Source organism: Thermococcus waiotapuensis, from assembly GCF_055384795.1.
The window spans coordinates 80499-105833 of sequence record NZ_AP042429.1 but is presented as its reverse complement, the minus strand read 5'-3'; the positions used below and the strand labels follow the sequence as shown (position 1 = coordinate 105833).

The 25335-nt window shown below is 53.3% G+C and carries 29 protein-coding genes; 19 read left to right on the top strand and 10 right to left on the bottom strand.

Annotation, left to right across the window (positions count from 1 at the left end; translation table 11 throughout):
* The first annotated feature begins 113 nt into the window (after positions 1–113).
* The 3 genes from ACZ47M_RS00595 to nucS all read left to right on the top strand — a co-directional run bounded on the left by ACZ47M_RS00595 (position 114) and on the right by nucS (position 2517).
* Entirely contained in the window at positions 114–1100 is a 987-nt protein-coding gene (locus ACZ47M_RS00595) for a hypothetical protein (RefSeq protein WP_315343182.1), read from the top strand.
* 426 nt (positions 1101–1526) lie between these two features.
* Positions 1527–1709 (top strand): hypothetical protein, encoded by a 183-nt coding sequence (locus tag ACZ47M_RS00590; RefSeq protein WP_315343180.1) that lies wholly within the window; start codon positions 1527–1529, stop codon positions 1707–1709.
* Between the two features lie 58 nt (positions 1710–1767).
* A complete protein-coding gene (nucS, locus tag ACZ47M_RS00585; RefSeq protein WP_315343177.1) occupies positions 1768–2517 on the top strand; it encodes an endonuclease NucS in 750 nt (249 codons plus the stop codon).
* Here the strand turns inward: nucS and ACZ47M_RS00580 are convergent.
* Both ACZ47M_RS00580 and ACZ47M_RS00575 read right to left on the bottom strand, forming a co-directional pair.
* The gene (locus ACZ47M_RS00580) at positions 2514–2897 is read right to left on the bottom strand and encodes a DUF473 domain-containing protein (protein ID WP_315343175.1); all 384 of its coding nucleotides are present in this window, start codon (positions 2895–2897) and stop codon (positions 2514–2516) included. The genes nucS and ACZ47M_RS00580 overlap by 4 nt on opposite strands.
* A gap of 9 nt (positions 2898–2906) precedes the next feature.
* Positions 2907–3635 (bottom strand): proteasome assembly chaperone family protein, encoded by a 729-nt coding sequence (locus ACZ47M_RS00575; RefSeq protein ID WP_315343174.1) that lies wholly within the window; start codon positions 3633–3635, stop codon positions 2907–2909.
* Positions 3636–3750: 115 nt separating this feature from the next.
* On the opposite strand from ACZ47M_RS00575, the gene ACZ47M_RS00570 reads away from it, so the two are divergent.
* From ACZ47M_RS00570 to ACZ47M_RS00550, 5 genes are all read left to right on the top strand, one after another.
* A complete protein-coding gene (locus ACZ47M_RS00570) occupies positions 3751–4524 on the top strand; it encodes an S-methyl-5'-thioadenosine phosphorylase (RefSeq protein WP_315343312.1) in 774 nt (257 codons plus the stop codon).
* Positions 4525–4691: 167 nt separating this feature from the next.
* Positions 4692–5486, top strand: a complete 795-nt coding sequence (locus tag ACZ47M_RS00565) for a hypothetical protein (RefSeq protein WP_315343172.1) — start codon at positions 4692–4694, stop codon at positions 5484–5486.
* 5 nt (positions 5487–5491) lie between these two features.
* Complete coding sequence (locus ACZ47M_RS00560; protein WP_315343169.1) at positions 5492–5839, top strand: hypothetical protein; 348 nt, start codon at positions 5492–5494, stop codon at positions 5837–5839.
* Complete coding sequence (locus tag ACZ47M_RS00555) at positions 5836–6363, top strand: LolA family protein (protein WP_315343167.1); 528 nt, start codon at positions 5836–5838, stop codon at positions 6361–6363. Before ACZ47M_RS00560 ends, ACZ47M_RS00555 begins: the two co-directional genes overlap by 4 nt.
* A 285-nt stretch (positions 6364–6648) precedes the next feature.
* Positions 6649–7923, top strand: coding sequence for an amidohydrolase family protein (locus tag ACZ47M_RS00550; protein WP_315343166.1), 1275 nt, complete (start codon positions 6649–6651; stop codon positions 7921–7923).
* On the opposite strand, the gene ACZ47M_RS00545 is transcribed toward ACZ47M_RS00550, so the two are convergent.
* Together ACZ47M_RS00545 and ACZ47M_RS00540 are read right to left on the bottom strand one after the other, a co-directional pair.
* A complete protein-coding gene (locus tag ACZ47M_RS00545) occupies positions 7924–8211 on the bottom strand; it encodes a hypothetical protein (RefSeq protein ID WP_315343165.1) in 288 nt (95 codons plus the stop codon).
* Positions 8212–8264: 53 nt separating this feature from the next.
* The gene (locus tag ACZ47M_RS00540; protein ID WP_315343164.1) at positions 8265–9158 is read right to left on the bottom strand and encodes an ADP-dependent ribose-1-phosphate kinase; all 894 of its coding nucleotides are present in this window, start codon (positions 9156–9158) and stop codon (positions 8265–8267) included.
* Between the two features lie 130 nt (positions 9159–9288).
* On the opposite strand from ACZ47M_RS00540, the gene ACZ47M_RS00535 reads away from it, so the two are divergent.
* From ACZ47M_RS00535 to ACZ47M_RS00490, 10 genes are read left to right on the top strand one after another with little or no spacing between them, the layout of a single operon-like run.
* The gene (locus ACZ47M_RS00535) at positions 9289–9600 is read left to right on the top strand and encodes a V-type ATP synthase subunit H (RefSeq protein WP_315343163.1); all 312 of its coding nucleotides are present in this window, start codon (positions 9289–9291) and stop codon (positions 9598–9600) included.
* Positions 9601–9602: 2 nt separating this feature from the next.
* Positions 9603–11609: a V-type ATP synthase subunit I gene (locus tag ACZ47M_RS00530; RefSeq protein WP_315343162.1), complete on the top strand. Its 2007-nt coding sequence runs from the start codon at positions 9603–9605 to the stop codon at positions 11607–11609.
* Between the two features lie 20 nt (positions 11610–11629).
* Positions 11630–12118 (top strand): V-type ATP synthase subunit K, encoded by a 489-nt coding sequence (locus tag ACZ47M_RS00525; RefSeq protein WP_315343160.1) that lies wholly within the window; start codon positions 11630–11632, stop codon positions 12116–12118.
* Positions 12119–12155: 37 nt separating this feature from the next.
* Positions 12156–12749: a V-type ATP synthase subunit E gene (locus ACZ47M_RS00520; RefSeq protein ID WP_315343158.1), complete on the top strand. Its 594-nt coding sequence runs from the start codon at positions 12156–12158 to the stop codon at positions 12747–12749.
* A 5-nt stretch (positions 12750–12754) separates the two neighbouring features.
* Positions 12755–13861, top strand: a complete 1107-nt coding sequence (locus ACZ47M_RS00515) for a V-type ATP synthase subunit C (RefSeq protein ID WP_315343155.1) — start codon at positions 12755–12757, stop codon at positions 13859–13861.
* On the top strand, positions 13858–14166 hold the full coding sequence (locus tag ACZ47M_RS00510; protein WP_315343152.1) for a V-type ATP synthase subunit F: 309 nt from the start codon (positions 13858–13860) through the stop codon (positions 14164–14166). The genes ACZ47M_RS00515 and ACZ47M_RS00510 overlap by 4 nt, the downstream gene beginning before the upstream one ends.
* Before the next feature lie 6 nt (positions 14167–14172).
* Positions 14173–15930, top strand: coding sequence for an ATP synthase subunit A (locus ACZ47M_RS00505; RefSeq protein ID WP_315343151.1), 1758 nt, complete (start codon positions 14173–14175; stop codon positions 15928–15930).
* A gap of 5 nt (positions 15931–15935) precedes the next feature.
* Complete coding sequence (locus ACZ47M_RS00500) at positions 15936–17324, top strand: ATP synthase subunit B (RefSeq protein ID WP_315343149.1); 1389 nt, start codon at positions 15936–15938, stop codon at positions 17322–17324.
* A 27-nt stretch (positions 17325–17351) separates the two neighbouring features.
* Complete coding sequence (locus tag ACZ47M_RS00495; RefSeq protein WP_315343146.1) at positions 17352–17999, top strand: V-type ATP synthase subunit D; 648 nt, start codon at positions 17352–17354, stop codon at positions 17997–17999.
* Positions 18000–18047: 48 nt separating this feature from the next.
* Entirely contained in the window at positions 18048–19277 is a 1230-nt protein-coding gene (locus ACZ47M_RS00490; protein ID WP_315343310.1) for an alanyl-tRNA editing protein, read from the top strand.
* On the opposite strand, the gene ACZ47M_RS00485 is transcribed toward ACZ47M_RS00490, so the two are convergent.
* Together ACZ47M_RS00485 and ACZ47M_RS00480 are read right to left on the bottom strand one after the other, a co-directional pair.
* Positions 19246–20067, bottom strand: a complete 822-nt coding sequence (locus tag ACZ47M_RS00485; RefSeq protein ID WP_315343144.1) for a 7-cyano-7-deazaguanine synthase — start codon at positions 20065–20067, stop codon at positions 19246–19248. The two genes, ACZ47M_RS00490 and ACZ47M_RS00485, sit on opposite strands and share 32 nt — an antisense overlap.
* A 45-nt stretch (positions 20068–20112) precedes the next feature.
* On the bottom strand, positions 20113–21030 hold the full coding sequence (locus ACZ47M_RS00480; RefSeq protein WP_315343141.1) for a radical SAM protein: 918 nt from the start codon (positions 21028–21030) through the stop codon (positions 20113–20115).
* 68 nt (positions 21031–21098) lie between these two features.
* Between ACZ47M_RS00480 and taw3 the strand changes: the two genes are divergently transcribed.
* Positions 21099–21716 carry a tRNA(Phe) 7-((3-amino-3-carboxypropyl)-4-demethylwyosine(37)-N(4))-methyltransferase Taw3 gene (taw3, locus tag ACZ47M_RS00475; protein WP_315343139.1) on the top strand — a complete coding sequence of 206 codons (618 nt, stop codon included), beginning with the start codon at positions 21099–21101 and terminating at the stop codon, positions 21714–21716.
* Here the strand turns inward: taw3 and ACZ47M_RS00470 are convergent.
* The 4 genes from ACZ47M_RS00470 to thsB form a co-directional block, all read right to left on the bottom strand.
* Entirely contained in the window at positions 21694–22761 is a 1068-nt protein-coding gene (locus ACZ47M_RS00470) for a DUF1464 family protein (protein WP_315343307.1), read from the bottom strand. The genes taw3 and ACZ47M_RS00470 overlap by 23 nt on opposite strands.
* Before the next feature lie 92 nt (positions 22762–22853).
* Positions 22854–23141 (bottom strand): PIN domain-containing protein, encoded by a 288-nt coding sequence (locus ACZ47M_RS00465; protein ID WP_315343135.1) that lies wholly within the window; start codon positions 23139–23141, stop codon positions 22854–22856.
* Positions 23142–23279: 138 nt separating this feature from the next.
* Positions 23280–23483, bottom strand: a complete 204-nt coding sequence (locus ACZ47M_RS00460) for an antitoxin family protein (RefSeq protein ID WP_315343133.1) — start codon at positions 23481–23483, stop codon at positions 23280–23282.
* A gap of 118 nt (positions 23484–23601) precedes the next feature.
* Complete coding sequence (thsB, locus tag ACZ47M_RS00455; protein WP_464883402.1) at positions 23602–25248, bottom strand: thermosome subunit beta; 1647 nt, start codon at positions 25246–25248, stop codon at positions 23602–23604.
* Positions 25249–25335 lie beyond the last annotated feature (87 nt).

Genomic DNA, 25335 nt, shown 5'->3' with positions numbered 1-25335 from the left:
TGCCTGGAAAATTAAAACCCTATGGAAAAACGTTGGTCACTCCAACTAATGAGAGAAAAGTTTATATGGTTTTGTGCCACTATTATTGATGACCACATGCCGGGGTGTTGGTCGTGAACTGGGGGAAGTTTGCTCTTAGCTTTTTCCTCGTTGCTCTTCTGTTGAGTCTGGAGTTGATTGCGGCTCCCCAGGCCATGGCGATTGGTGTGAATAACTCCAGCGTGACCTTCCGCAGGGCGGTAGTTGCGTGGTACGATGAGAAGGGTAAGCTTGACATGAACGTGACTTGGGTAAATGCAACGTTGAACCTCACTGGTTTGGCAAATTTCCTCTGCGCCTGTCGGAATGCCAGTTCTTGTGGGGCTCTTAACGAGAGTAACCACTATAATGTCTCAATAGTCACGCTGTACAACATGACGAAGAAGCATGAGCAGTTGCTGTTTATCAGGGTTACTGCTTATAATGCCACTTTTAACTACACCATGTACAACCTTGTTTATAGGGCCGAGAAGAGCCGGTATAATTTCACCCTCGTTACGAGGATATTCACTGACCCAGAGACTGGTGGGTACAGGGTTTTCGTAACTGGGATGAACATTGCTCCGAATGATGAGGATAGGGTTGTTCCCGTTGGTGACGTGATAATTACTGCTGACGATTTGACTCTTTCGGAGTATTATTGGACTCTCGGCAGGGTTCTCATGGGGCTTGGAAGGCACGATGTGACGAAGTGGGTCTGGGATAAGAGCGCCCAAGAGCTGAGAGACCTATCGCGCTTGGTGAAGCTTAAACTACCAGAGTATGAGCAAGAGAAAGCAGTAGGCATTAGTGGGATCATGGATAGTGATTACCTTCTTTATGCTCCTAGTTTGGGTCTATTTACTGTGAAGATTTACTGTGGAAATCCTGTAGTGTCAATATACTACGTCTATATATATGCATATGCTTCACTAGTTGCTATCGTTGCAGAATGCGGAACTGGTATTGGGTGTATTGCAGGGTTACTGGCAGCAACAACAAGTACAAGAGCATTATGTGAGTACTGGAAAGTATGTCTGGCGATAGGAGGTATATACACCTTGTCCTGTACTTACGCATAAAGCTTTTTAATTTAAAGTTGTATACCCAAGCAGGAGGTGGGCTATATGAGTGTCTGGGGGTGGATTACTTTAATAGGTTTGGCGGTCTGGGCATTTGATTTTTTCCGTAACGAGAGGATAAAACGTGCCGAAACAAAAACACTCAGGGTGGCTTATGGGGTGGGATATATTGCCCTGGGTACTGCGTTTCTACTTGCTACACTGTTGGACTTTGGGCTCATCTCCGCTAATTCCCAAGTAACTTGGCTCATGGTAATGTTGCCTGTGATAGCACTGGCTATGATTGTGCTGGGCGTTTGGCATAGGAGTCACAATGACGACAGTAATTTATCTCGAGGAGCACATTGAAAGCAAAGGTTTCAAATGACATCGGCAATACAACCGGATAATCCGAGTCTGTCCCTTCAAAACACTCAAGGTGGTTTCATGTTCAAAAGGGGATACCTGATGATGTGGATATCTACGGGAGCAATCGGGGGTGCAATTGGATTATTTGCAGTATCAATGATTACGGGGAGGGAGTTCCCGACAGTTACCTATCTTGGATTCATCGTCGGATGGAGCATCGGGGTAATCGGATTATTCAGAGCGGGAAAGAGATTCGGTTGATTTACGTCCCCCTTTGAAAAAACGTTTAGTTTTTATAGCCCCCTTCCAACTCCTCCCCATGCCTAAGGTTGAGTTCAGGGCCAATCCTTCTCCAGAGGAAATAAAGCTCCTGGTTGATTCGGCGATTTCATCAGAGGCGTTACTCACGATTTTCGCTCATTGCAGGGTTTACTACGACGGCAGGGCCAAGAGCGAGCTCGGTTCGGGGGACAGGGTCATAATAGTTAAACCCGACGGCTCCTTTCTGATTCACCAGAGCAAAAAGAGGGAACCCGTGAACTGGCAACCTCCCGGAAGCGTGGTCCACGTTGAACTCCGGGAAAAGCCTGTTCTTGTTTCCGTTCGGCGGAAACCCCCGGAGACCCTCGAGGTTGAACTGGAGGAGGTTTACCTCATAACGGTTTTTCATGCTGAAGACTACGAGGAGCTCGCCCTCACCGGAAGCGAGGCCGAGATGGCCGAGCTGATCTTTGAACAGCCCGAGGTCATAGAGCCCGGATTTAAACCCCTCTACCGGGAGAAGCCAGTAAAGCACGGCATAGTTGACGTTCTTGGGGTGGATAGCCAGGGGAACATCGTCGTTTTAGAGCTAAAACGCAGGAGGGCCGATTTGCACGCGGTAAGTCAGCTCAAGCGCTACGTCGAGACCCTCAAAGAGGAGCACGGGAACGTCCGGGGAATCCTCGTCGCGCCTTCTCTAACTTCCGGGGCCAGAAAACTCCTGGAGAAGGAGGGGCTGGAATTCAGAAAGCTCCAGCCGCCGAAAGGGGGGAAGAAGTCCCGGGGGAAACAGCTCAGGCTCTTTTAACCAATGCTCATTTCGTGGGGGAACAGTTCCCTCACCTTTGCCACGAGGATTCCATCTTTTCTCTCGACTTCAACGACCCTGCCGAGGCCCACCAGCTTCACCCTTGCCCTGCAGACGGTTACTTCCCTTTCGTCACTTTCCTCCCAGGGGATCCTTGTGTTGATTTCCCTCGCCTCAATGAGTTCTGCCAGCAGGCCTTCTGTTCCGGTGGAAACGTCCTCAAAGGGGTCGTAGGTCAGAAAAAGCCGGAGGGCCTCGTCGAGGGCCTCCTCAACTGCCAAAATGTTCCTCGCGCTTCTGAGCTCTACCGTCCTGAAGGGGTTCCTCAGCAGGTCGTCGAGGACCCGTCTCGCGATTCCGGCTATGACCACTGCCTCCATGCTCCCACCTCACAGGTAAATGTCCTCGTACTGTTTCTCGGCCCTCTGCCTTGCCAGCTCCATCTGCTCGTGCATCTTCCTGAGCTGCTCCTCTATCATCCTGGCCTCCTGGAGGAGCGGTTCCGTGCTGAAGTCCAGGTTTGTGAGTTTTTTCACGACCTCTAGAACGTTGGCTGCCGCCCTCGGGTCGGGCCTGTCTCCAAAGGTTTCGCCCATGAGCGCGTAGGCGTTCAGTCCCTTCCTGCTTGCTTCCCAGAGGAGCTTTCCGCTCATCCCCATTATTGAGCCGTACTGGAGTATCTTTACACCGTTGTCCCCCAGTTCCCTGTTGAGGTCCTCGCTGCTCCCAACTCCCCACACTTCCAGCGGCTCCTTGAAAAAGCCTATTCCAATTCCCCCCATGCAGATGACTTTCTTGGCTTTCATATCGCTGAGGTAGTTCACAAGTTCCGAGGCTATCTCATTGACTAACGTGGGGGGAACGTATACGTCAGCGACGGCGACAATTATGTTGTCTTTTCCGTAGAAGCGCAGCGGAGGATTTGGCTTTCCCTCAAGGATGAGTGCCATTGGCGGGATGAACGGACTCTCAACGTAGCCTATCATCTCCATCCCGAGTTCTTTGGCTAAGAAGTTGGCCGCTATGTGTCCCACCAGCCCTATCCCCGGGTAGCCCTCTATCAGGGTTGGGTTCTTCACCTCGGGAAGAACGAGCTTTACCGGTTTTTCGTTCTCCATCCTCTCACCCGTACCAAAGTTTAGTTCCAAAAGGTTATTAAATTTTCGGAGTCCCATTTCCACTGGAAAGGCAACCCTTAAATAACTCTGGCCATATTTTTACAGGGTGATGTCTATGGTGAAGATCGGCATCATAGGCGGTTCCGGCGTCTACGGGGTCTTTGAACCAAGGAAAACGGTGAAGGTCCACACCCCATACGGCAGGCCGTCGGCTCCAGTTGAAATAGGCGAAATCGGGGGCGTTGAGGTTGCCTTCATCCCGAGGCATGGGAAGAACCACGAGTTCCCGCCCCACGAGGTTCCTTACAGGGCGAACATCTGGGCGCTTAAGGAACTGGGCGTTGAGCGGGTTATAGGGATAACCGCCGTCGGCTCTCTCCGCGAGGAGTATAAACCTGGCGACATCGTCATAACCGACCAGTTCATCGACTTCACGAAAAAGAGGGATTACACCTTTTACAACGGGCCAAGGGTTGCCCACGTTTCCATGGCCGACCCCTTCTGTCCAGAGATGAGGAAAATCTTCTACGAGACCGCAAAAGAGCTCGGCTTCCCCGTCCACGAAAAGGGCACCTACGTCTGCATTGAAGGGCCGAGGTTTTCGACGAGGGCCGAGAGCTTCATGTTCAGGCAGTTCGCCCACATCATAGGAATGACCCTTGTTCCGGAGGTTAACCTTGCCCGCGAGCTGGGCATGTGCTACGCAAACATCGCAACCGTTACCGACTACGACGTCTGGGCCGAGAAGCCGGTCGATGCGCAGGAGGTTCTCAAGGTCATGGCCGAGAACAACTACAAGGTCCAGGAGCTGCTCAAGAGGGCCGTTCCAAGGATCCCAGAGGAAAGGCACTGCGGCTGTGCGGATGTCCTGAAGAGCATGTTCGTGTGAGCTTCCGAAATTACTTTTTTGAATTGTTTTTCTTTTCTACGTCTTCAGTCCTGCATGTGGTTGGTTGAATACTTTTTGAGTAATTTCTTTTGTGACTTATCCAGAAAAAGTTATAATGCTACTATAAAGCGTAAGACTTAAATATGAGTTTATCTTCATCAATATTGGTGATGCACGTGAAGAGGCTCGCGGCCGTGCTGGTTGTGTTCCTTATCCTGGGTCTGACTATTAGCTCTGTCGTGGCAAGTGCAGAACTTGCCTCTGTAGGGATACTTCAAAGTGAAAGCAAACGTACCTGTTCTGCTGGCGATGCACAATCTTTTGGAGATCTCGAAGCTAACCTAACTGCTAAGGGGGTGCTAAAAGTATACGAAGGTCACAGTTCATCTGCGGTTCTAATGGCTACAGCGCTTCTGCAGAGCATGAGCAGGAGCGATATAGCGGCCGTTCTTGAGGACAAACATTTCGATCTTGGGCAGACACGTGTTCGTTATGTGTCCATCAACGGCACGGAAACCTATGAAGTTCTAAAAGTTCCAATTGTGAACAAGGAAGGAGAAATCGTTGGTCTCGTTGGACACGTAAGAAGCAGTCACTACGAAGGCACTTTTATAGGGATATACAACATGGACAACGGTTCAGTTAGCATTGTTAAATTACAGGATGGGAATATCGTGGAAGTCAATAGCTATTCACTTAAGGATTCACAGGTCTCTATTAGTGGCTCCTGCCTTGAGTCAATACTGGGTTGTCTCTTCTCTCTAGCTTCTCTCGAAACCTCCATTGCTCAATGTCCATTATGTGTGCAAGTTGTAACATGCATCCCAGCATGTGCGTCTATCTTTGGCACTCTTTGGTGTTTGCTGTGTATTGGAACAGGAGCTTTGGGATGCTTTAACTGTGCCGCTGTTGTGTGGGGAATTTACTCCTGTGCAAAAGCTGCTCAATGCGTAGGGAGGTGAACCCCATGGAGTTAAAACAGCTCTTTGCTCCATTATTTTCTATTTTGGGGATAATGACAGCGTTGGCCTATGGAGTTCTTCAGGAACGGTATTTTCCTGTGTTTGTTGGAGTTCTCAACTTGATATTGTGGGCTGTTGAGCTAAAGTGCCAGTTTAATTGTAGGTGCATGGGGGATAATATTCAAAATGAATTACTTCTTATTGGTACGTTTTCTGTGTTCAGTATATCTTTGAGTTCCATTGCAAAGGCGATTGCGTTGGGCGGTAGCTTAACACTAGCTCTCTTAACCATGCTAACTTTTGTCCTGTACCGGCGAAACTCGTCTGATGACTCTGGAGGGAATCGGAGATGATGAAAAGCATACTAGTTGTTTTGATTGGTGTTGCACTGATTGTAGGTTTTTCTGCGGGCTGTATTTCTGCTGGAACCTCTATAGACGGTATTCTGTCCTACTGGCGCTCCATTAACTCTTTCACGGCTCGTGAAACAATCAAACTCGGCAATCAAATCTTCGAAAGCTACGTGAACTTCACAAGGCCTGACAAAATCACTCGGGCGGATTACGTAAACGGGTCACTGATTCAAGAGATTAGGGTTGAAAACGGCGTCCAGAAGGTCGTAACGGTCAACGGGACATTCATTTTGAACGCTACCCTTGACGACGTCAACATCCTCGACCCCTTTGCTCTAATACTGAATAACCTCGGCTCATTCAATGTCACAAAGAGGAACAGCACGCTCCTTCTGACGTCCAAGACCGGTGGGCTTCTCTCGTATGAGGTGGAGCTCAATGGAAAACTGCCCAAGAAGATTACGGTAAGGCAGGCCGGACTCGTGCTCGTTGTTGAGTACAAAATGATTACTGCAAAAACTTGAGGCCATGAAACGATGTTCGTATGATTTTCACATTTCCTATTTGTGGATTCCTCTGCTTTTTGACTTTGAAGCAGATCACTACGGAGGGTAGTGGCCGTCGTTTACCTACCGTTCTGGGGGATACGGCCATGCCTTGAACGTCAACAAATATCTGTAGGGACGGCTATTTCTCTATGGAACCACTACTGCTTCAACCTCTACTCGTGGAAGCTCTGTGTTCCCCCGGACTTCTCCCCAACCTTTTTAACTTTCACCGGAAACACACCTCTTCAAGAGGTGATCCTTGTGAGCATTCTCCTCAAGAACGGCCACGTTATCTACGGCGAGGACTTTGAAATAGTTAAGGCCGATGTTCTCATAGAGGAGAACAGGATAACGAAGGTGGCCAGGAACATAAATGGGGGCGCCGACACGGTTATAGACGCCACCGGAAGGGTGGTCTCTCCCGGTTTCGTTAACCTCCACACCCACTCCCCCATGGGCCTCTTCAGAGGCTTAGCGGACGATCTCCCGCTGATGGAGTGGCTTGAGAAGCACATCTGGCCGAGGGAGGCGAAGCTAACGCCCGAGTACGTCAAAGTCGGAGCCTACCTCGGGGCCCTCGAGATGATCAAAACTGGCACGACTACATTCCTCGACATGTACTTCCACATGGACAGGGTGGCTGAAGCGATTCTCGAGGCAGGTCTCAGGGGCTACCTCTCCTACGGCATGATAGACCTCGGCGACCCGGAGAAGACGGAGAAGGAGATAAATGAAGCGCTTCGTGAGATGGGGGAGATAGAAAAACTGAACTCCGAGAGGGTTCAGTTCGTCTTTGGCCCCCACGCCCCCTACACCTGCTCAATAGCCCTGCTAAAAGAGGTCAGAAGGCTCGCGAGTGAGAACAGAAAGTTGATAACCATCCACGTGAGTGAGACGATGGCCGAGGTAGGCCAGATAGCTGAGAGGTATGGCAAAAGCCCCGTAGTTCTCCTCGATGACATCGGTTTCCTCGGAAGCGACGTTATAGTGGCCCACGGCGTCTGGCTTGGGGGTAGGGACATCCAGATTCTCGCGAGACACGGCGTTACAGTCGCCCACAATCCTGGTTCAAACATGAAGCTCGCCAGCGGCGTCATGCCCCTTCAAAAGCTTCTCAAGGCGGGCGTAAACGTCGGTCTTGGAACGGATGGGGCAGCCAGCAACAACAACCTCGACATGCTGGAGGAGATGAAGTTAGCGGCGCTCCTCCACAAGGTTCACAACCTCGATCCAACGGTGGCGGATGCCAAAACGGTCTTCAGGATGGCGACGCTCAACGGGGCAAGGGCCCTTGGAATAAAGGCTGGTATGATAAAGGAGGGTTATTTGGCAGATATTGCTGTAATCAACTTTTCTCAGCCCCATCTCAGGCCGATAAACAACGTGATAAGCCACCTCGTCTACTCCGCCAACGGGAACGACGTGGAGACGACTATAGTGGATGGTAGAATCCTTATGCTCGACAGGGAAGTTCTGACCCTGGACGAGGAGAGGATACTTGACGAGGCTGAGAGGATCGTGGAGAAAATAAGGTGATCAGCCCCCGAGGTAGTCCTCAACGAGGTCCTTTGCCGGGGGCTTGTGGAGTTCGAGGACTTCTATTTTTTCTATCACGTTTCCTTCCCTGAGTTTCAGCTTTACCTTGCCTCCGTAGACCTGGAGGTCATCCAGCATGCCGTATACAGCGTCCTCCGCCTCCAGGGGAGTCTTGAACTTCATTATGTATTCTTCCCCTTCGGGGAGGAGGAGCTTTATCCAGTATTCGTTTTTCCTCTTGAAAGGCCTCGTGACCTTTGGCTTAAAGTTGTCGATGACAATTTCCACGGGATCACCTCCACACTTGTTAAGCCTCTCTAAACCTTTTAGGCTCTGAATTTTTAAGGGTTCCGACTGAAGGGGAGGTCAAGGTTGAGCCTCCGGCTTGTCTCAACGATATCCCTCAACGGAATCACTGCACTTCTGGCTCCTACCTTTTGCACCGTCAGGTATGCAAGCAACATACCCAGCTTCGCCGAGTCCCTCAGCGACCAGCCCCTCAGGCTCCCGTAAACTACCCCTGCATCGAAAGCATCCCCTGCTCCCGTGGAATCCACTACCTTGGCGCTCAGTCCCCTTATCTCCTCTACCTCTCCGTCGGCAGTTCGAATAAGCGCCCCGCCCCCGTTAAGGGTTATAATGAGGTTCTTCGCTTTGCAGAGGCGTGGATCAAGGGAGCCGAACTTCCGCCTGTATTCGTCCTCGTTCATCAGTAGGTAGTCGATCTTCTCCTCCACGCCGGCTGGTATTCTGGCTTCCCCGATGTCGAGTGAGACCGTTATTCCGTTCTCGCTCGCGAAGTTGACGGCCTCGACTATTATTCGCTCGGGGTTGGACGAGAGGTGAATGTGTCTGGCCTTCCTCAGGTAGTCAAAGTTGATCTCCCTCTTCTCGTTAGCCCCAGGGTATTTAACGATTCTCTTGTCCTCCCCGTGGATTATGACAACTGCAATTCCAGATGGGGCGTCCACGATCTTTATTCCCCCGGTATCGACCCCTATGCTCTTGAAATATCTCAGATGGGCCTCTCCCATCTCATCGTTCCCAACGGCGCCGATGAAGCCCGTCCTCAGACCCATGTGGGCTAGCCAGGTTATTGTGTTCCCGGCCGCTCCTCCAAGGCCAAAGAAGGCCTTCTCAGCGTTGACCTTCTCGTGAAATTCAGGAAAGTGGTCTACTAGCATTATTATGTCGTAGTTTAAATTGCCAATTCCGATCACGTCAAGGTCTTTCATCTTTTACCACCGCCTCTGTTTTTGAAGCCGTTTTTGTTTCACTTCCCTTAGACCACAAACTATTTAAAGATAATTAGCTTAGCCAAAGCGGAAGCTGAGAACCGGTTTTCAACCTCATGGGGGGCCGATCATGGAGGAGATCATCAAGCGCATTGTCGACGCGGAAAAGGAAGCAGAGGCGAGGATTGAGGCCGCGAAGGGTGAGGCCAAGAAGATCGTTGAAGACGCAAAGGCAGAAGCCAGGGCCATTGAGGAAAAAATCCTTGAGTCTGCCCGTAAGGAAGGGGAGGAACTGATTGAAAACGCCAGGAGGGAAGGGGAGGAGGAGGCCAAGAGGATCCTCGCCGAAGGGGATAGAGAGATCGAGGACATGAAGATCAAAGCAACCCAGAATTTTGAGAGGGCTGTCTCCGCCGTCATAGAACTCGTGAGAGGGAGTTGAGCATGTTCCGGCCGGCTTCAATGCTAAAGGTCGAGCTCATAACACTTGAGCGGTACAGGGATAGGTTGCTTACCTACCTTCACGAGGCCGGTGTTCTCGAAATCAGCGAAATAGACGTCGGGATAGTTCAAAGGGATGCTCCCAACGAGTTCTACCGGCAGGCGGCTTCCTACGCGATAACTATATCCAGGATGGCCGAATTCCTCGGGGCACACCTCCCGAAGAGGGGAGGTAGCCTGAAGGAGTTCATCTTTCCGCCTGAGCCGAAGAAGAGAAAATACTCCTACAGAGGCATTGAGGCGCTCATAAAGGACACCGAGGCGTTCCTTAATGTGGTTGAACCTATCGTTAAGGCCGCCGAAGCCAGGATAAACTCCATAAACTCGGAGATCGAGAGGATAAAGTCCAGCATCGAGACCCTTGAGCTTCTGGCCTCTTTTGATCTGGACTCCTCTTATCTTAGACACTCCGGAATCGTTACCGTCCTCGTGGGAACAGTTGAGAGGGCAAAATTCCCGGCCCTTGAGGAAGAGCTCAAGAGGTCCACTGATGGCAGGGTGGTGATAGTTTCCAAGAGCCTCAAGGACAGCGTTGTCGCGGCAGTTGTCTTCCTTTCAAGGGACTACGACAAGGTCAACCCGGTTCTGGCTAAGCACTCCTTCGAGAGGATTGAGGTCCCTGAGGAAAGGGGAACTCCCAGGGAGCTCTTGTCCAGCTACGCCCAGCAACTGGCTAAAAAGGAGGAGGAGCTTAAGAGGGCCCGTAAAGAGATCGAGGAGATAGCGGAGAAGTACTACGAAGACGTGAAGTTCTACCTTGAGCTCATGGAGAACGAGCGCAACAAGGCCAACGTCCTGGGCATGCTTGCCAGGACCGACATGACCCTTGCCCTGACCGGGTGGGTTCCGGAGGAGGAAGCAAGCAAGTTGGAGGAGGGTGTAAAGCGGATAACCGAGGGCAAGGTTTACATATCCTTCAAGAAGCCGGGCGAGGAAGAACTCGACAAGATCCCGATAAAGCTCAAGAATCCTGGCTGGGCCAGACCCTTTGAGATGCTCACCCAGATGTACGGTCTTCCGAAGTACAACGAGATAGATCCGACGCCGATACTAGCGTTTACCTACTCCTTCTTCTTCGGCTTCATGCTCACGGACTTCCTCTACGGCCTCATCGTTGGAATAATCGCCGCACTACTGGTCAAAGGGCACAGGAAATTCAACGACGGAACATACAAGTTCTCCTACACGCTCCTCTGGAGCTCGTTCTTCACTGTAGTCCTTGGTGCCCTCTTCGGCAGCTTCTTCGGGAACGCGCTGGACATAGTGGGTGCGGCCCTCACAGGGAATCCAAACTTCCAGATGTGGCGCATCACCGACCCCCTCACAGATCCGATGTTCGTCCTCATAATTGCCTTGGCCGTTGGTCTCGCCCACCTGTTCCTGGGCTATACTATAGGCTTTGTTGTCAAGTGGAAGAACGGCGACAGGAAGGGGGCCCTTCTCGACCAGCTTTCATGGATACTCATAATACTGGCAATAGCTCTGTTTGCAACAGGGAAGAACGTCCCGGCCTTCGTTAGCTCCGCCAAGGTTCTCTTCGGAGCTGGCTTAACGCTCTTCGCCATTGGTACAATAATTAACAACGGTGGCTTAGCCGCTCTGCTGATAATCTCAAACTTCTTTGGTTTCGTGGGATCCTGGCTCAGTTATGCTCGTCTAATGGCCCTTGCCCTTGCAACCGGTGGAATAGCGATGGTCATCAACGTCCTGGTTCAGATGATCTGGGGAGTCAAGTTCCTCTACATAGGTCCGATAATCGGCGTGATTTTGTTCTTTGGGGGGCATATATTCTCCGCGGCAATCAACGTCCTTGGAGCCTTTGTTCACTCTCTCCGCCTTCACTACGTGGAGTTCTTTGGCACCTTCTACTCCGGGGATGGGAAGCCTTTCGAGCCCTTTAAGTCCAGGAGGGAGGTGTCTGAGGTAACGCTTAAAGTTGAAAACGCATGAAAAGATGGAGGTGCTGAAGGATGGATCCGATAGTTTACGTATCCCTTGGAGCGGCCCTTGCGGCGGGTCTTGCCGGAGCCGCTTCAGCCTTCGGTGTTGGAATTGCCGGCGCAGCAGCAGCCGGAGCGGTTGCGGAGGACGAAAAGAACTTCAGGAACGCGCTGATACTGGAAGGCCTGCCAATGACCCAGAGTATATATGGCCTCATCACCCTCTTCCTGATACTCATGAGCGCCGGGATCATTGGCGGTGGCTTTAGGTTCGCTGACCCGAACAACATAGACAACCTCGTCAAGAGCGCCATACTCTTCGGTGCAGGTCTTACCGTCGGCCTTACTGGCTTTTCGGCAATTCCTCAGGGTATAATCGCTGGAGCCGGTATTGGCGCCGTCGCCAAGAACCCGAAGACCTTCACCCAGGGCATCATCTTCGCCGCTATGGCCGAGACAATGGCCATCTTCGGTCTCGTCGGTGCAATCATCATGATAGCCACCGGCGTCGGCCTCTGAACCCTGTCTTTTTCCATTAATCCGACGGGGGATTGCCATGGAGGGTGCAGAACTCATAATCCAGGAGATCCAGAGGGCGGCGGAGCAGAAAGTTCAGTACATACTCAACGAAGCCAGAGGGGAGGCCGAGAAGATCAAAGAGGAAGCCAGAAAAAGGGCAGAGGTTCAGGCCGAGTGGATACTCAGGAAGGCCCGAACCCAAGCGGAGATAGAGAAGCAGAGGATAATAGCGAACGCCAAGCTTGAAGTTAGAAAGAAGAAGCTGGCTGTTCAAGAAGAGCTCATAAGGGAGGTTTTGTCTGCCCTCAGGGAGAGGCTCTCATCCCTCCCGGATGAGGAATACTTCGAGACGCTGGTGAAGCTTGCCCGGGAGGGCGTGGAGGAACTGGGCCTTCAAGAGGTGATGGTTTCCTCAAACGGGAGGACTCTGGAGCTTATCTCCGGCAGGCTCAACGAGTTCAGCAGCAAAATAGGCGCCCGGGTTATCCTCGGGGAGCCATTGAATACCATTGGGGGTATAGTGGTTAGCGATCCAGTGGGTAAGATTAGGGTTGACAACACCTTTGAGAGCAGGATAGAGAGAATGGAGAGCGAGCTCAGGGCAGAGATAGCTAAAGCCCTCTTCGGGTGATCGAAATGCCACTGGATTCAACCGTAACAGCGATACTTGACACAACTCTGGGGGTTGTGTTCACGTGGCTGATCTGGAAGACAGGGAAAATACTTTACAGGTATACCCCCTACGCCTATCCAAATGCCCGAATAAACGCCATGGAGGCCAAACTCCTCACCGATCAGAGGATCAACGAACTGGCTGAAAGCAGAACACTTCAGAATTTCGTCGCCAATCTTGAAGACACTGACTACGTGTCCCATTTAGCTGCAGTATCCCTTGACGATCCTGCGGAGATAGAGAAGGCCCTTGAAAGAGCCCTGGCATCGGCTTACCTCCTGATGGAGGAAATACTTCCGAAGAGGGTTTCGGGCTTTTTCAGAGTCCTGCTTGAGGAGTGGGACGTTAGGAACATATCCAACGTCATCAAGGCCAAGTACATGGGTGAAGTGGTCTCGGACTACGTAATCGAGATTGGCCTCATGGTTCCAAAGATTAAAGCAATGGCTGAGGCCAAGACGATGGAGGAAATCCTGGTGATTCTCGAGGGTACTCCGTACGGTGAATACTACCAGAAGCTTCTCCTTGGTGAACTTGACCTGAGGGGGTTTGAAACTCTCGTTTACAAGACGTACTACAGGAAGCTCCTCGACTACGCACTGTCGAGAAAGGATGAAGAAAAGATAATCCTCGAGGAGTTCGTAAGGACGAAGATTGACATAAGGAATATAGTTACGGTTCTCAGGGCCAAGAAAGCAGGTCTTCCAGCGGAGGCAGTCAGGGAGCACCTCATACCCGGTGGAAAGGTCAAGCTGGAAAGCGTGCTCAACGTTGATAATCTTGAAATGGCCCTGGCTGAGCTCGACTCCACCAGGTACGGCCGCGTTCTCAGGGACGTGAGAGAGAAAATCAGTAAGAATATCGGAATTGCTGAAAACGCCCTCAACGATTACCTGATCTCAAGAATGCGTGAACTTGTGAGGTTCTATCCACTAAGCGTTGCCACGCCGATAGTCTATATTCTTGAGAAGGAAAAGGAAGTTCGGAAGCTCAGGACACTCGCGAAGCTGATAGGCGATGGGATACCCCCCGAGAAAATCAAGGCCAGGATAGGAGGGGAGGAGGCATGAAAATAGCCGTCCTTGGTGACCCAGACACTGCAATAGGCTTCAAGCTCGCAGGGGTTCACGAGGTCTATTCTTTTCGCTCAACCTCCATGGATTATGAAAGGGCAAGGAACAAGCTTAGAGAGCTCCTTCAAAGGGAGGATATTGGGCTCGTGCTCATTACCGAAACACTCGCCCGTGCCGTGGGCATTCCAGAAGTAAAGTTTCCGATCATCCTTCAGATACCGGACAAGTCCGGTTCGAGGTTTGGTGAGGCCCAGATTAAGGAAATCGTTAGGAAGGCAATCGGTGTTGAGCTGAAGAGGTGAAGGGAAATGGGGAGGATAACTCGCGTAACCGGACCACTCGTCGTTGCTGATGAGATGAAAGGGGCCAAGATGTACGAGGTCGTTCGCGTCGGTGAGATGGGTCTCATAGGGGAAATCATCCGCCTTGAGGGGGACAAAGCGGTAATCCAGGTCTACGAGGAGACCGCAGGCGTAAAGCCTGGCGAATCCGTCGAGGGAACCGGTTCCTCGCTCAGCGTTGAACTTGGTCCAGGATTGCTCACCTCGATGTACGACGGTATTCAGAGGCCGCTTGAGGTTCTCAGGGAGCTCAGCGGTGACTTCATAGCGAGGGGTCTCACGGCCCCGGCCTTGCCGAGGGACAAGAAGTGGCACTTCACGCCTAAGGTCAAGGTCGGCGATAAAGTTGTCGGCGGCGACATCCTCGGTGTTGTTCCGGAGACAAGCATCATCGAGCACAGGATCCTCGTTCCCCCGTGGGTTGAGGGGGAAATAGTCGAGATAGCAGAGGAAGGCGACTACACAATTGAAGAAGTCATAGCAAAGGTCAAGAAGCCCGACGGAAGTATAGAGGAGCTCAGGATGTACCACCGCTGGCCTGTCCGTGTCAAAAGGCCCTACAAGAACAAGCTCCCGCCTGAGGTTCCTCTCATCACGGGGCAAAGAACCATCGACACCTTCTTCGGCCAGGCAAAGGGTGGAACCGCGGCCATTCCGGGCCCCTTCGGCTCAGGAAAGACCGTTACCCAGCACCAGTTGGCTAAGTGGAGCGACGCCCAGGTGGTCGTCTACATCGGCTGTGGTGAAAGAGGAAACGAGATGACCGACGTCCTTGAGGAGTTCCCGAAGCTCAAAGACCCCAAGACAGGAAAGCCGCTCATGGAGAGAACAGTGTTGATAGCCAACACTTCGAACATGCCTGTAGCCGCGCGTGAGGCTTCGATCTACACTGGAATCACAATAGCTGAATACTTCAGGGACATGGGTTACGACGTCGCCCTGATGGCAGACTCCACGAGCAGGTGGGCGGAAGCTCTCCGTGAGATTTCCGGAAGGCTTGAGGAGATGCCCGGTGAGGAGGGTTATCCGGCATACCTCGCGAGCAGGATAGCGGAGTTCTACGAGAGGGCAGGCAGGGTTGTCACCCTCGGAAGCGACGAGAGAACAGGCAGTGTTTCAGTCATAGGTGCCGTTTCACCGCCCGGTGGTGACTTCAGCGAGCCGGTTGTGCAGAACACCCTGCGCGTTGTGAAGGTCTTCTGGGCGCTCGACGCTGACTTGGCCAGAAGGAGGCACTTCCCGGCAATCAACTGGCTGAGGAGCTACTCTCTCTACGTTGACTCGATACAGGACTGGTGGCACAGGAACGTTGATCCAGAGTGGAGGAAGATGCGCGATACAGCGATGGCCCTCCTGCAGAAGGAGGCCGAACTTCAGGAAATCGTTAGGATCGTCGGTCCGGATGCCCTGCCCGACAGGGAGAAGGCTACACTCCTCGTAACCAGGATGCTCCGTGAGGACTATCTCCAGCAGGATGCCTTTGATGAGGTCGACACCTACTGCTCGCCGAAGAAGCAGGTCACCATGATGCGCGTCATCCTCAACTTTTACGAGAAGACCATGGAAGCCGTCGACAGGGGCGTTCCCGTTGACGAGATAGCCAAGCTCCCGGTCAGGGAGAAGATAGGCCGCATGAAGTACGAGCCCGATGTTGAGAAGGTCAGGGCCCTCATTGAAGAAACCAACCAGCAGTTTGGGGAGCTTTTTAAGAAGTACGGGGCGTGATGCCGATGCCGGGGATGGAGTACTCAACCGTTAGCAAGATTTACGGGCCGCTCATGATCGCTAAAGGCGTCAGAGGCGTGGCTTACGGTGAGGTCGTCGAGGTAGAGACCGAGAGCGGGGATAAGAGGAAGGGACAGGTCCTTGAGGCAAGGGAGGACATGGCCATCGTCCAGGTCTTCGAGGGGACGCGCGATTTGGACGTCAGGAGCACGCGCGTCCGCTTCACAGGCGAGACCCTCAAGGTTCCCGTTTCAATGGACATGCTCGGAAGGGTCTTCAGCGGTATAGGCAAGCCAATTGACGGCGGGCCTGAAATAATCCCCGAGGACAGGCGCGACGTTCACGGCGCTCCACTCAACCCCGTCGCCCGTGCCTACCCAAGGGACTTCATCCAGACGGGTGTTTCGGCCATAGACGGGATGAACACCCTCATCCGTGGCCAGAAGCTGCCCATCTTCAGCGGCTCGGGATTGCCCCACAACATGCTGGCCGCACAGATAGCCAGACAGGCAAAGGTTCTCAGTGATGAAGAGAGCTTCGCCGTCGTCTTCGCGGCAATGGGTATCACCTACGAAGAGGCCAACTTCTTCAAGAAGAGCCTGGAGGAGACCGGAGCGATAGAGAGGGCCGTCCTGTTCCTCAACTTGGCGGACGACCCGGCCATCGAGAGGATCATCACACCCCGTATGGCTCTGACCGTTGCGGAGTACCTCGCCTTTGACTACGACATGCAGGTTCTGGTTATCCTCACGGACATGACCAACTACGCTGAGGCTTTACGTGAGATTTCAGCGGCCAGGGAGGAAGTCCCGGGAAGGCGCGGTTACCCTGGCTACATGTACACTGACCTGGCCACAATATACGAGAGGGCCGGCCGCGTCAGGGGTAGGAAAGGTTCGATCACGCAGGTGCCCATCCTGACGATGCCCGACGATGACATCACCCACCCGATTCCAGACCTCACCGGTTACATTACGGAGGGCCAGATAGTCCTCAGCAGGGACCTCCACAGGAAGGGTATCTACCCGCCAATAGACGTTCTGCCCTCGCTGAGCCGTCTGATGAAGGACGGTATCGGTAAGGGAATGACCAGGGAGGATCACCCGCAGCTCAGCCAGCAGCTCTACGCGGCTTACGCAGAAGGAAGGTCACTGAGGGACCTCGTGGCAGTCGTCGGCGAGGAGGCCCTGAGCGAGACCGACAGGAAGTACCTCAAGTTCGCCGACAGGTTTGAGCGCGAGTTCGTTGCCCAGCGCTACGACGAGGACAGGAGCATCTTCGAGACCCTCGACCTCGGCTGGGAGCTCCTTGCCGAGCTTCCTGAGAGCGAGCTCAAGCGCATCAGGAGTGAGTACATCCTCAAGTACCACCCGAAGTACAGGAAGGGGGCTTAGCCCCTTCAAAATTTTTAGGTGGTCGAAATGCCAGAACTGCTCAACGTGAAGCCAACGAGGATGGAGCTCCTTAACCTGAAAAGGCGCATTACTTTAGCCACGAAAGGCCACGAGCTCCTCAAGGACAAGCAGGACGCCCTCGTAATGGAGTTCTTCACGGTCTACGACGAGGCACTGAGACTCCGTGAAGAGCTCAGCAAGGAGATGGAAGCCGCTTTCGAGGCCCTTCTGAATGCCCAGCTGGAGGTCGGAACCCTCAGGCTGAAGGAGGCGGCGCTCTCGGTTAAGCCAAACCGTGAAATAGAGATAAAGCAGAGGAACGTTATGGGCGTTTCGGTTCCACTGATCGAGGCCGAGTCCTTCAGGAGGAACGTCCAGGAGAGGGGCTACTCCTTCGTTTCAACTGGCCCCTCTGTTGATTTAGTCGCTGAAAAGTTCGAGGAAGTTCTTGACCTCGCGGTAAGGCTCGCTGAGGTTGAGGAGACCCTCAAGAGGCTTGCTAAGGAAATTGAAACCACCAAAAGGCGCGTTAACGCGCTTGAGTACATCATAATCCCGCGCATGGAGGCGACCGTTAAGTTCATCAAGCAGAGGCTTGACGAGATTGAGCGCGAGAACTTCTTCAGGCTGAAGAGGGTTAAAGCCCTCATCGAGGCGAGGAGTCAGGGTTCTTGAGGACAAATTTTTTTATTTTCAGCTTCCCGTTTCCAGTGGGTGATGCAGTTGGTTGAAAAACTGTTCTATTCCGACCCATACCTCAAGGAGACCACCGCCAGGGTGGTTGAGGTTAAAGACTTAGGAAACGGTCGCGTGGCGCTCAGGCTTGAGGGGACGATATTCTATCCCGAAGGCGGCGGCCAGCCGTCCGACAGGGGGTTTATAGAGGGAGATGGCTTCAAAATAAGGGTTGAGCACGTTAGGGAAGCCGGGGACGTGTGGCACGAGGGAACTCTCGAGGGAAAACTCCCGGAGCCGGGTGACAGCATTAGAATGCTCCTCGACTGGGAGTGGAGATACGAGAACATGAGGAACCACACCGGCCAGCACATTCTGTCGGCGGTTCTCAAGAGGCTCTACGGCCTTGAAACGACGGGCTTTCAGATATTCGAGGGCTACAACAAGATAGAGGTGGACGGCGAGATCGACTGGGGGATGGTTGAGAGAGCCGAAGTCGAGGCCAATGAAATAGTCTCCAGGGGCCTCCCCGTTGAGGTGGAGGAGTACAGGTACCTCCCGGAGGACATCGCGGCAATACTGCGGAAGCACGTTACAAAGGTGACGGACAGGGTAAGGATAGTGAAAATAGGGGACGTTGACGTCACGCCCTGCGGGGGAACCCACGTTAGGAGCACCTCTGAAGTTGGCCTCATCAAGGTTCTCCGTTTCTACCAGAAGTCCAGGAACCTCTGGAGGATAGAGTTTGCCTGCGGTAACAGGGCCCTTAAGTATCTCAACGGGGTGCTTCAGGATTACTGGGCCAGCTTAGAGGAGATGCCCAACAAGAACCGCCCGCTCGTTGAGAGGGTCAGGGAACTGAAGGGAGAAATTGAGAGGCTTGAAGCCGAGAAGGGCTCCCTCCGGAAGGAGCTCTGGGAGTGGAAAGGGAGGGCACTTCTCAAGGCCGCGGAAGACGTCGGCGGTGTTAAGGTCGTTGCTCACCTGGAGGGCTCCCCTCTGAAGGACGCAGAGGCCTTTGCGGTCTATCTCGTCGACAAGAACCCGAACACTATAGCCTTAATCATCGGGGAGAACTACGCCATCTTCGCGAAGAACAGGGAAGTCAGGGGGATATCCATGAATGAGCTCCTCAAACAGGTTCTGAGAGAAACCGGCGGAGGCGGAGGTGGCAGTGAAGTTCTTGCCAGGGGAGGGGGCTTTAAAGAAACCCCCGAGAAGGTTTTGGAGGCCGCTTTAAGGGCGGTCAGGGAGAGTCTAAGCCGAGCTTCCTTCTGACCAGCTCCCACTGCCACTCCGGCACCTCGGGTTTTTCAAGCTCTTTCTCGCCCCTTTCCCTGCTCATGAGCCCGTATCTCACTAAAGCCGCTATCCTCCTCTGCTCGAAGCTGTGGCCGTGCCTCTCCCAGTAGAGCTGCAGCGCCGGTCCGAGAACCAGGCAGTTTGTTGTGTAACCGGGAAGCTCCGGGAAGTCAAAGGGGAGCTTTTTGAGTATCTCGAAGCGCTCTTCCTCGGTCATCATTGAGAGGAGCCTTATCTGGACTATTCCCCCGGCCATTTTCCTGTAGGGGTGGTGGCCGAAGGGGAGCTCATGGCCCGTTATGATGTAGCGGTAGCCGTTTCTCAGCGCGTACTTCCTGAGCTTTTCCATGGTTCGACTTGAGCAATCCCTGCAGGGGCTCTGGCCCTTGAGGAGCGCCTTCCGGAAGATGTCGGAGTAGTCGTAGCGGAGGAGCGTAAATGGAACTTTAAGGGCCTCAGAAACCCTGCGGGCGTTCTCTATAGCTTTTTCCGCCATGAGGCCGTGATCCACTATCACAGCTTCAAGCTCCGGAACTTTGTAGACCTCCTTTGCAAGGTAGAGTGCCACCGTGCTGTCCTTTCCCCCGGAGTAGGCGACGATTGCCCTCTCAACGTTCTCCATAACCTCTTCCAGTTCCCGCCTGACGGCTTCCCTGTCCATGGGGTGCTTTAGGTAAATCAGGCATTCCTTGCATACTGGCCTTCCGTCGATTACCTCTATCTTCGCCGTCCTCTCGTCGTGAACGCAGAGCGAGCACTTGAGCATGTCGGAGGAAAGGGGAACCGCCTTTAAAATATTACTGCCAGGTTTTTACGGCTCGAGGAGTTTTCTCTCCCTCTTCACGATGGGAACAACGTCCCTGGCTACTCTTCTCGCACTGAAGAGCGTGATGGGGTCGAGTGTCCTGTAGATTGCCAGCTGGCAACCGCTTATTCTCACATCGATGTGCTTTTTGGCCTCCATAGCTGTCTTTAGAAACTCCCTCACACTCTCGGCCCTCTCAAAGTCGAGGCCGGCTTTCTTGAGCCTTTCAACGTTGAGCTCGTGGATCGTTAGGGGCTGGAGCATCATCTCGTCTATTCCAAGGGAGGCGGCAAGCTCTGCTATCCTCGGTATGTCCTCGTCGTTTATGCCCGGCATGAAGATGGTTCTAACAACTGAGCGGACACTTTTGTCGCTTCCGACTATTTTCAGGGCGTTTATCACTGCGTCAAACGTGTCAGCGTTCGTAATCCTTAGATGCTTCTCCCTGCTGGCCGCGTCGAGGCTTATCATCACGAGATCAAAATCGAGCTTTTCCCAGAGCTCTTCCGTTAGGAGGGAGCCGTTGGTCTGCAAATCGAGCCTCGCGTTCGGAAAGCGCTCGCGGAGCATCTTGTTGACCTCAACTATGCGCGGGCTCATCAAAGGCTCGCCGTACTGGGAGACGGTTATGGCCTTCGGGTTGTCCCAGCCGTAGTAGCCGGGCCTTGGGGCCTTCCCGAGCTTTACGGCAACGTTGGAATAGCAGAAGATGCAGTCGTGGTTGCACGCCGGAGTAAGCTCATAGCTCGGGTGATGAACCGGGTTGGGATTGCTCAAATCAAGCCCCTGGCAACCCGGGCAGTGGGTCGGGAACTCCAGATCCATCACAAACTCCTTCAGCAGTCTCGCCTCCCTGTTCTCGAGCCTCTGCGGCTCAACGCCCATGCTTCTCGCGAACTCCTCCCAGCTCATTTTAATGCCCATGTCACCACCTGCTCATCAATCGAAAAGCTCTTTAAAAGGTTGGCTGGACTGATGTGGGAAGTGGTAACATGGACTTCCTCTACACGAAAAACTTCGAAGAGCAGAAGGAAAAGGCGATGGAAGGCCTCAGGAAAGCTCTGGCCGAGGATAAGGTGGACCACGATATAATCCCCCTCCTTGATAAGATCAACGCCCTCGATAACTACTTCACCACGAGCTCATGCTCCGGAAGGATCTCCCTCATGGAGATGCCTCACTTCGGCGACAAGGTTAACTCGGTCTGGCTCGGCAAGTGGCACAGGGAAGTAACGGTTGAGGAAGTCCTTGAAGCAATCGAAAAGCACCGCTCCGGCCAGCTGTGGTTCCTTGTGAGGAGCCCGATCCTCCACGTCGCGGCTAAGACCATGGAAGACGCGGTAAAGCTTCTCAACCTCGCGGTGGGCCTCGGCTTCAAGTACAGCAACATCAAGAGCGTGAGCCATAAGAAGCTGGTCGTTGAGATACGCTCCACCGAGAGGATGGACGTCCCGCTCGGTGAGAACGGTGAACTGTGGGTGAGCGGGGAATACATAGGAAAGGTCGTGAACCTCGCCAACGCCCAGGTCAGGCGCTTCAAGAGGAGGCTGAAGAGGCTGGAGGAGGAAATAGAAAAGCTCTGGGGGATTAAACCTCCAGAGGGAACTTAACGTAGTCGAGAACGCTACCGCGGCTCTTCTTGATCTCAACGTGCTCGACTAGCCCCTTAAACTCCCCGCCGGCGAGGCCGTCCGCTATTATCGCGCTCCCCTGGGCGGCCTCCTTTGCCATGCCCTCGAGGCCCCTCAGCTTCACCACCGGAAGACCAAAGTGCTCCTCAAAGAGTTCCTCAACGTCCTTTCTGAGCCCGTCTATGCGCATGAGCCTTCCGGAGAGGATTATCTCCTTTGCATCCTTCACGACCGCCAGCTCGCTCGCAACCGCTTTTAGAAAGCCGTCCTTCATGGCCTCCCATGCCCTGGCGAAGGGCTCCTCATCCAGCCTCCTGGCGAACTCCTCAGGCTGGAGGATTTTATTGGCCGCTATAACAGTTGCACCGCCCCAGAACAGGTGCCACTTCCTGACCCTCCCGAGGAGGTAGGCGAGCTCCCCGTCGAGGGCGCCGCTGTTGACATAAGCCGGGCCGGGAAAAACAGTCCCGCCTATTCCATCCACTATCTTCCCGCCCTTGACCGCTCCGGCGTAGTTGTATCCAAAGCCGACCTCGAGGAGGACGAAGGAGACGTCTCCATAGCCTATTCCGAGCCTCCCCGCCTGGTCGTGGATCCCGAGGACGGTTATGGCCATCTTGTCCGCTGTCCCCATGTCTATCTTGTTGTACTTCCTCCACTCTGGGACGGTTGGGAGGTGAATGACGCCTGGTATGAACCAGACGTTCATGCCTTTTTCTGCCATCTCCGATACCATCTTCTGGAGGCCGATGAGGACGGGTATCTCCCTCAGCTCATCCTCCCTGACGAGGGTCATCTCGAAGCGGTCTCTTTCAGTCAGCTCGCTTATGTGCTTTAGGGGAACTCCATAGCCCGAGGGGCCGATTATGAGGTCAGCGCTGAACTTCTCTATCTCTTTCACGATTTTCCCCGGCTCTTCCGCCACAACTTCGCTCGGGAAACTCAAGTCAAGCTTTACCCTTCCGTCTTCAAGCCCTATGACGTCGAAGCTCTTCGTGCCAGGGTCAACGCCTATAACCCTCATCTCGTTCACCGGGGGAAGTAGGGGAGGGGATATAAAAGTTGTCGGGTGAGAGATGTCACAGGTAAACCGCCGTTTTCGGGATTTGGGTCTTTTCAGGTGCCGTTTAGGGTTTCTCTTAACTTATCAAACTCTTCGAGGAGATAATACGCCTCAATACCGGCATCTCTGCTGTTTTTAATCATTATCCTGTCGTTTGAAACGAGGATGCTCCTGGTAAGTATGGCAGTTGCTATATAGTATGCATCCACCGCACGAGGGTGGACGTTCTCTGAGACGTAAACAGCAAGGTTAAAAAGTTCGTTCTCACTTTTTATGTTGAAGTCTTCGATTAATCCCACCAACGTTCGGTAATCTATTCTCACGCCGAGTCTCCTTGCCACGGACAGCACTTCGATTATAAAGATCCGAGGAACATACACGGGCTTGCCCTCTGCTAACTTGAAAAAAATCCAGTGCCAACTTCCTTCTTTTGGGATTCCCTTCGAAGAGGGCATCTATGAGTATGTTGGCATCTAGGACTATAATCTTCTGTCCTCCTCGATTAATCTGGAGGGGTTTTCAAACTTGGGAAGGGCCTCGCTGAGGTTTTCAAGCTTCTGGAGGAACTTTTTAGTTATAACCCCCTCCTTGACCACTATGACAACCCTCTCATGGTTGTGGAGCTGCGGTTTTTTGAGGGGTTTGAAGACCCCATCCTCATAAACGGCCTCAATCTCCTCCATAACGTCACCACATTAAGGTTGGCTTAAAACTTTAAAAGGCCATCTGCTTCCAAGAAAGGACTTGACCTTAGATAGGGGCAAACAGCAGAAGAATAGGAAAGGTTAAAAAGTCAGGGCTTCAGTCGAGGTCGCTGCTGAAGTCCTCGCTTTCGCCCTTGCCGCCTTCCTTGTCCTTGTTCTTGTCGAGCTTGCTGGCGGCGATGACGTCGTCTATGCGGAGGATCATTATTGCTGCCTCGCTGGCGCTCTTGATGGCCTGTTTCGGAACGCGGAGCGGAGCGATGACGCCGCGCTCCAGCATGTCAGCAGGCTCTCCCTCGAAGACGTCGACACCGATGGTCGGGCCCTTCTCCTTGTGGGCGGCGATGACCTTAACGAGGGTCTCGATCGGGTCGAGACCGGCGTTCTCAGCGAGGGTCCTCGGGATTATCTTGAGGGCTTCGGCGAAGGCCTCAATGGCGAGCTGCTCCTTGCCGCCAACGGCCTTGGCGTACTCGTCGAGCCTGATGGCCAGCTCAATCTCCGGGGCACCGCCGGCAGCGACGATCTTGCCGTCCTCGACGATGTCCTTGACGACCTTGACGGCATCCTCGAGGGCCCTCTCGACTTCATCAACTACGTGTTCTGTGCCACCGCGGATGAGGATTGTTACAGCCTTCGGGTTCTTGCAGCCTTCGACGAAGACCATGTTCTCTCCAGCAACTTTCCTCTGCTCGACGAGGTCAGCGTGGCCGAGGTCCTCCGGAGTTAGATCGCGAACGTTGGTGACGATTTTAGCTCCAGTAGCCTTGGCCAGCTTCTCCATGTCGCTCTTCTTGACCCTCCTGACTGCCATTATGCCGTATTTGGCAAGGTAGTGCTGGGCTAAGTCGTCAATACCCTTCTGGACGAAGACGACGTTGGCTCCAACCTCCCTGATCTTCTCGACCATTTCTCTGAGCATCCTCTCCTCCTGCTCGAGGAAGGCCTGGAGCTGCTCGGGGCTGGTGATCCTGATCTCGGCGTCTGTTTCGGTCTCCTTGACTTCAAGGGCCTCGTTGATGAGTGCTATCTTAGCGTTCTCGACCCTCTTGGGCATGCCCGGGTGGACGACCTCCTTGTCGACGACAACACCCTTGATGAGCTGGGTGTCTTTGACTGATCCACCCTCCTTCTTCTCGAACTTGATGTTGTCGAGGTCGACGACGTACCTTCCGTCGATCTTCTCGGCGACCTGTCTAACGGCCTCGACGGCGATTTGGGCAAGGTAGTCCCTCTCCTCCTCGGCGGCCTTACCGGTGATTGAAGTGATCGCTGCCTTCTTGAGGGTCTCGACGTCGTCAACGTTAACGTCCCTGGCTATGTTTTCGAGTATTTCTTGGGCTTTCTCTGCTGCGAGGACGTAACCTTTGACGATGATGCTTGGGTGAATGTTCTGGTCGAGTAACTCCTCAGCCTTCCTGAGGAGTTCACCGGCGATGACGACAGCAGTGGTAGTTCCATCGCCCGCCTCCTTGTCCTGGGTCTTGGCAACCTCAACCATCATCTTCGCGGCAGGGTGCTGGATGTCCATCTCGTCGAGTATGGTTGCACCGTCGTTGGTGACAACAACATCCCCAAGGCTGTCGACGAGCATTTTGTCCATTCCCTTGGGGCCGAGGGTGGTTCTGACGGTTTCGGCTATTATTCTCGCAGCCAGGATGTTCAGTCTCTGGGCGTCCCTACCAACGTACCTCTGAGTCCCCTCAGGCAGAATAACAACCGGCTGACCTGCGAGCTGGGCCATACCCCTCCACCTCCTTTCTTTTTCTCCTTTGTTGGAGGGTGAGTTTTAGCTACAATTTGTGTCTCCACGCTATCCTTCTTTTGGACT

Coding starts and splice junctions, on each gene's coding strand:
- ACZ47M_RS00590 (WP_315343180.1), top strand. CDS start 1,527: ATGTTCAAAAGGGGATACCTGATGATGTGGATATCTACGGGAGCAATC.
- ACZ47M_RS00470 (WP_315343307.1), bottom strand. CDS start 22,761: ATGAGGGTTATAGGCGTTGACCCTGGCACGAAGAGCTTCGACGTCATA.
- ACZ47M_RS00535 (WP_315343163.1), top strand. CDS start 9,289: ATGGAGGAGATCATCAAGCGCATTGTCGACGCGGAAAAGGAAGCAGAG.
- ACZ47M_RS00515 (WP_315343155.1), top strand. CDS start 12,755: ATGCCACTGGATTCAACCGTAACAGCGATACTTGACACAACTCTGGGG.
- ACZ47M_RS00520 (WP_315343158.1), top strand. CDS start 12,156: ATGGAGGGTGCAGAACTCATAATCCAGGAGATCCAGAGGGCGGCGGAG.
- ACZ47M_RS00460 (WP_315343133.1), bottom strand. CDS start 23,483: ATGGAGGAGATTGAGGCCGTTTATGAGGATGGGGTCTTCAAACCCCTC.
- ACZ47M_RS00495 (WP_315343146.1), top strand. CDS start 17,352: ATGCCAGAACTGCTCAACGTGAAGCCAACGAGGATGGAGCTCCTTAAC.
- ACZ47M_RS00560 (WP_315343169.1), top strand. CDS start 5,492: ATGGAGTTAAAACAGCTCTTTGCTCCATTATTTTCTATTTTGGGGATA.
- ACZ47M_RS00530 (WP_315343162.1), top strand. CDS start 9,603: ATGTTCCGGCCGGCTTCAATGCTAAAGGTCGAGCTCATAACACTTGAG.
- ACZ47M_RS00500 (WP_315343149.1), top strand. CDS start 15,936: ATGCCGGGGATGGAGTACTCAACCGTTAGCAAGATTTACGGGCCGCTC.
- ACZ47M_RS00580 (WP_315343175.1), bottom strand. CDS start 2,897: ATGGAGGCAGTGGTCATAGCCGGAATCGCGAGACGGGTCCTCGACGAC.
- ACZ47M_RS00575 (WP_315343174.1), bottom strand. CDS start 3,635: ATGGAGAACGAAAAACCGGTAAAGCTCGTTCTTCCCGAGGTGAAGAAC.
- ACZ47M_RS00480 (WP_315343141.1), bottom strand. CDS start 21,030: ATGGGCATTAAAATGAGCTGGGAGGAGTTCGCGAGAAGCATGGGCGTT.
- taw3 (WP_315343139.1), top strand. CDS start 21,099: ATGGACTTCCTCTACACGAAAAACTTCGAAGAGCAGAAGGAAAAGGCG.
- ACZ47M_RS00525 (WP_315343160.1), top strand. CDS start 11,630: ATGGATCCGATAGTTTACGTATCCCTTGGAGCGGCCCTTGCGGCGGGT.
- ACZ47M_RS00555 (WP_315343167.1), top strand. CDS start 5,836: ATGATGAAAAGCATACTAGTTGTTTTGATTGGTGTTGCACTGATTGTA.
- thsB (WP_464883402.1), bottom strand. CDS start 25,248: ATGGCCCAGCTCGCAGGTCAGCCGGTTGTTATTCTGCCTGAGGGGACT.
- ACZ47M_RS00510 (WP_315343152.1), top strand. CDS start 13,858: ATGAAAATAGCCGTCCTTGGTGACCCAGACACTGCAATAGGCTTCAAG.
- nucS (WP_315343177.1), top strand. CDS start 1,768: ATGCCTAAGGTTGAGTTCAGGGCCAATCCTTCTCCAGAGGAAATAAAG.
- ACZ47M_RS00485 (WP_315343144.1), bottom strand. CDS start 20,067: ATGCTCAAGTGCTCGCTCTGCGTTCACGACGAGAGGACGGCGAAGATA.
- ACZ47M_RS00540 (WP_315343164.1), bottom strand. CDS start 9,158: ATGAAAGACCTTGACGTGATCGGAATTGGCAATTTAAACTACGACATA.
- ACZ47M_RS00570 (WP_315343312.1), top strand. CDS start 3,751: ATGGTGAAGATCGGCATCATAGGCGGTTCCGGCGTCTACGGGGTCTTT.
- ACZ47M_RS00505 (WP_315343151.1), top strand. CDS start 14,173: ATGGGGAGGATAACTCGCGTAACCGGACCACTCGTCGTTGCTGATGAG.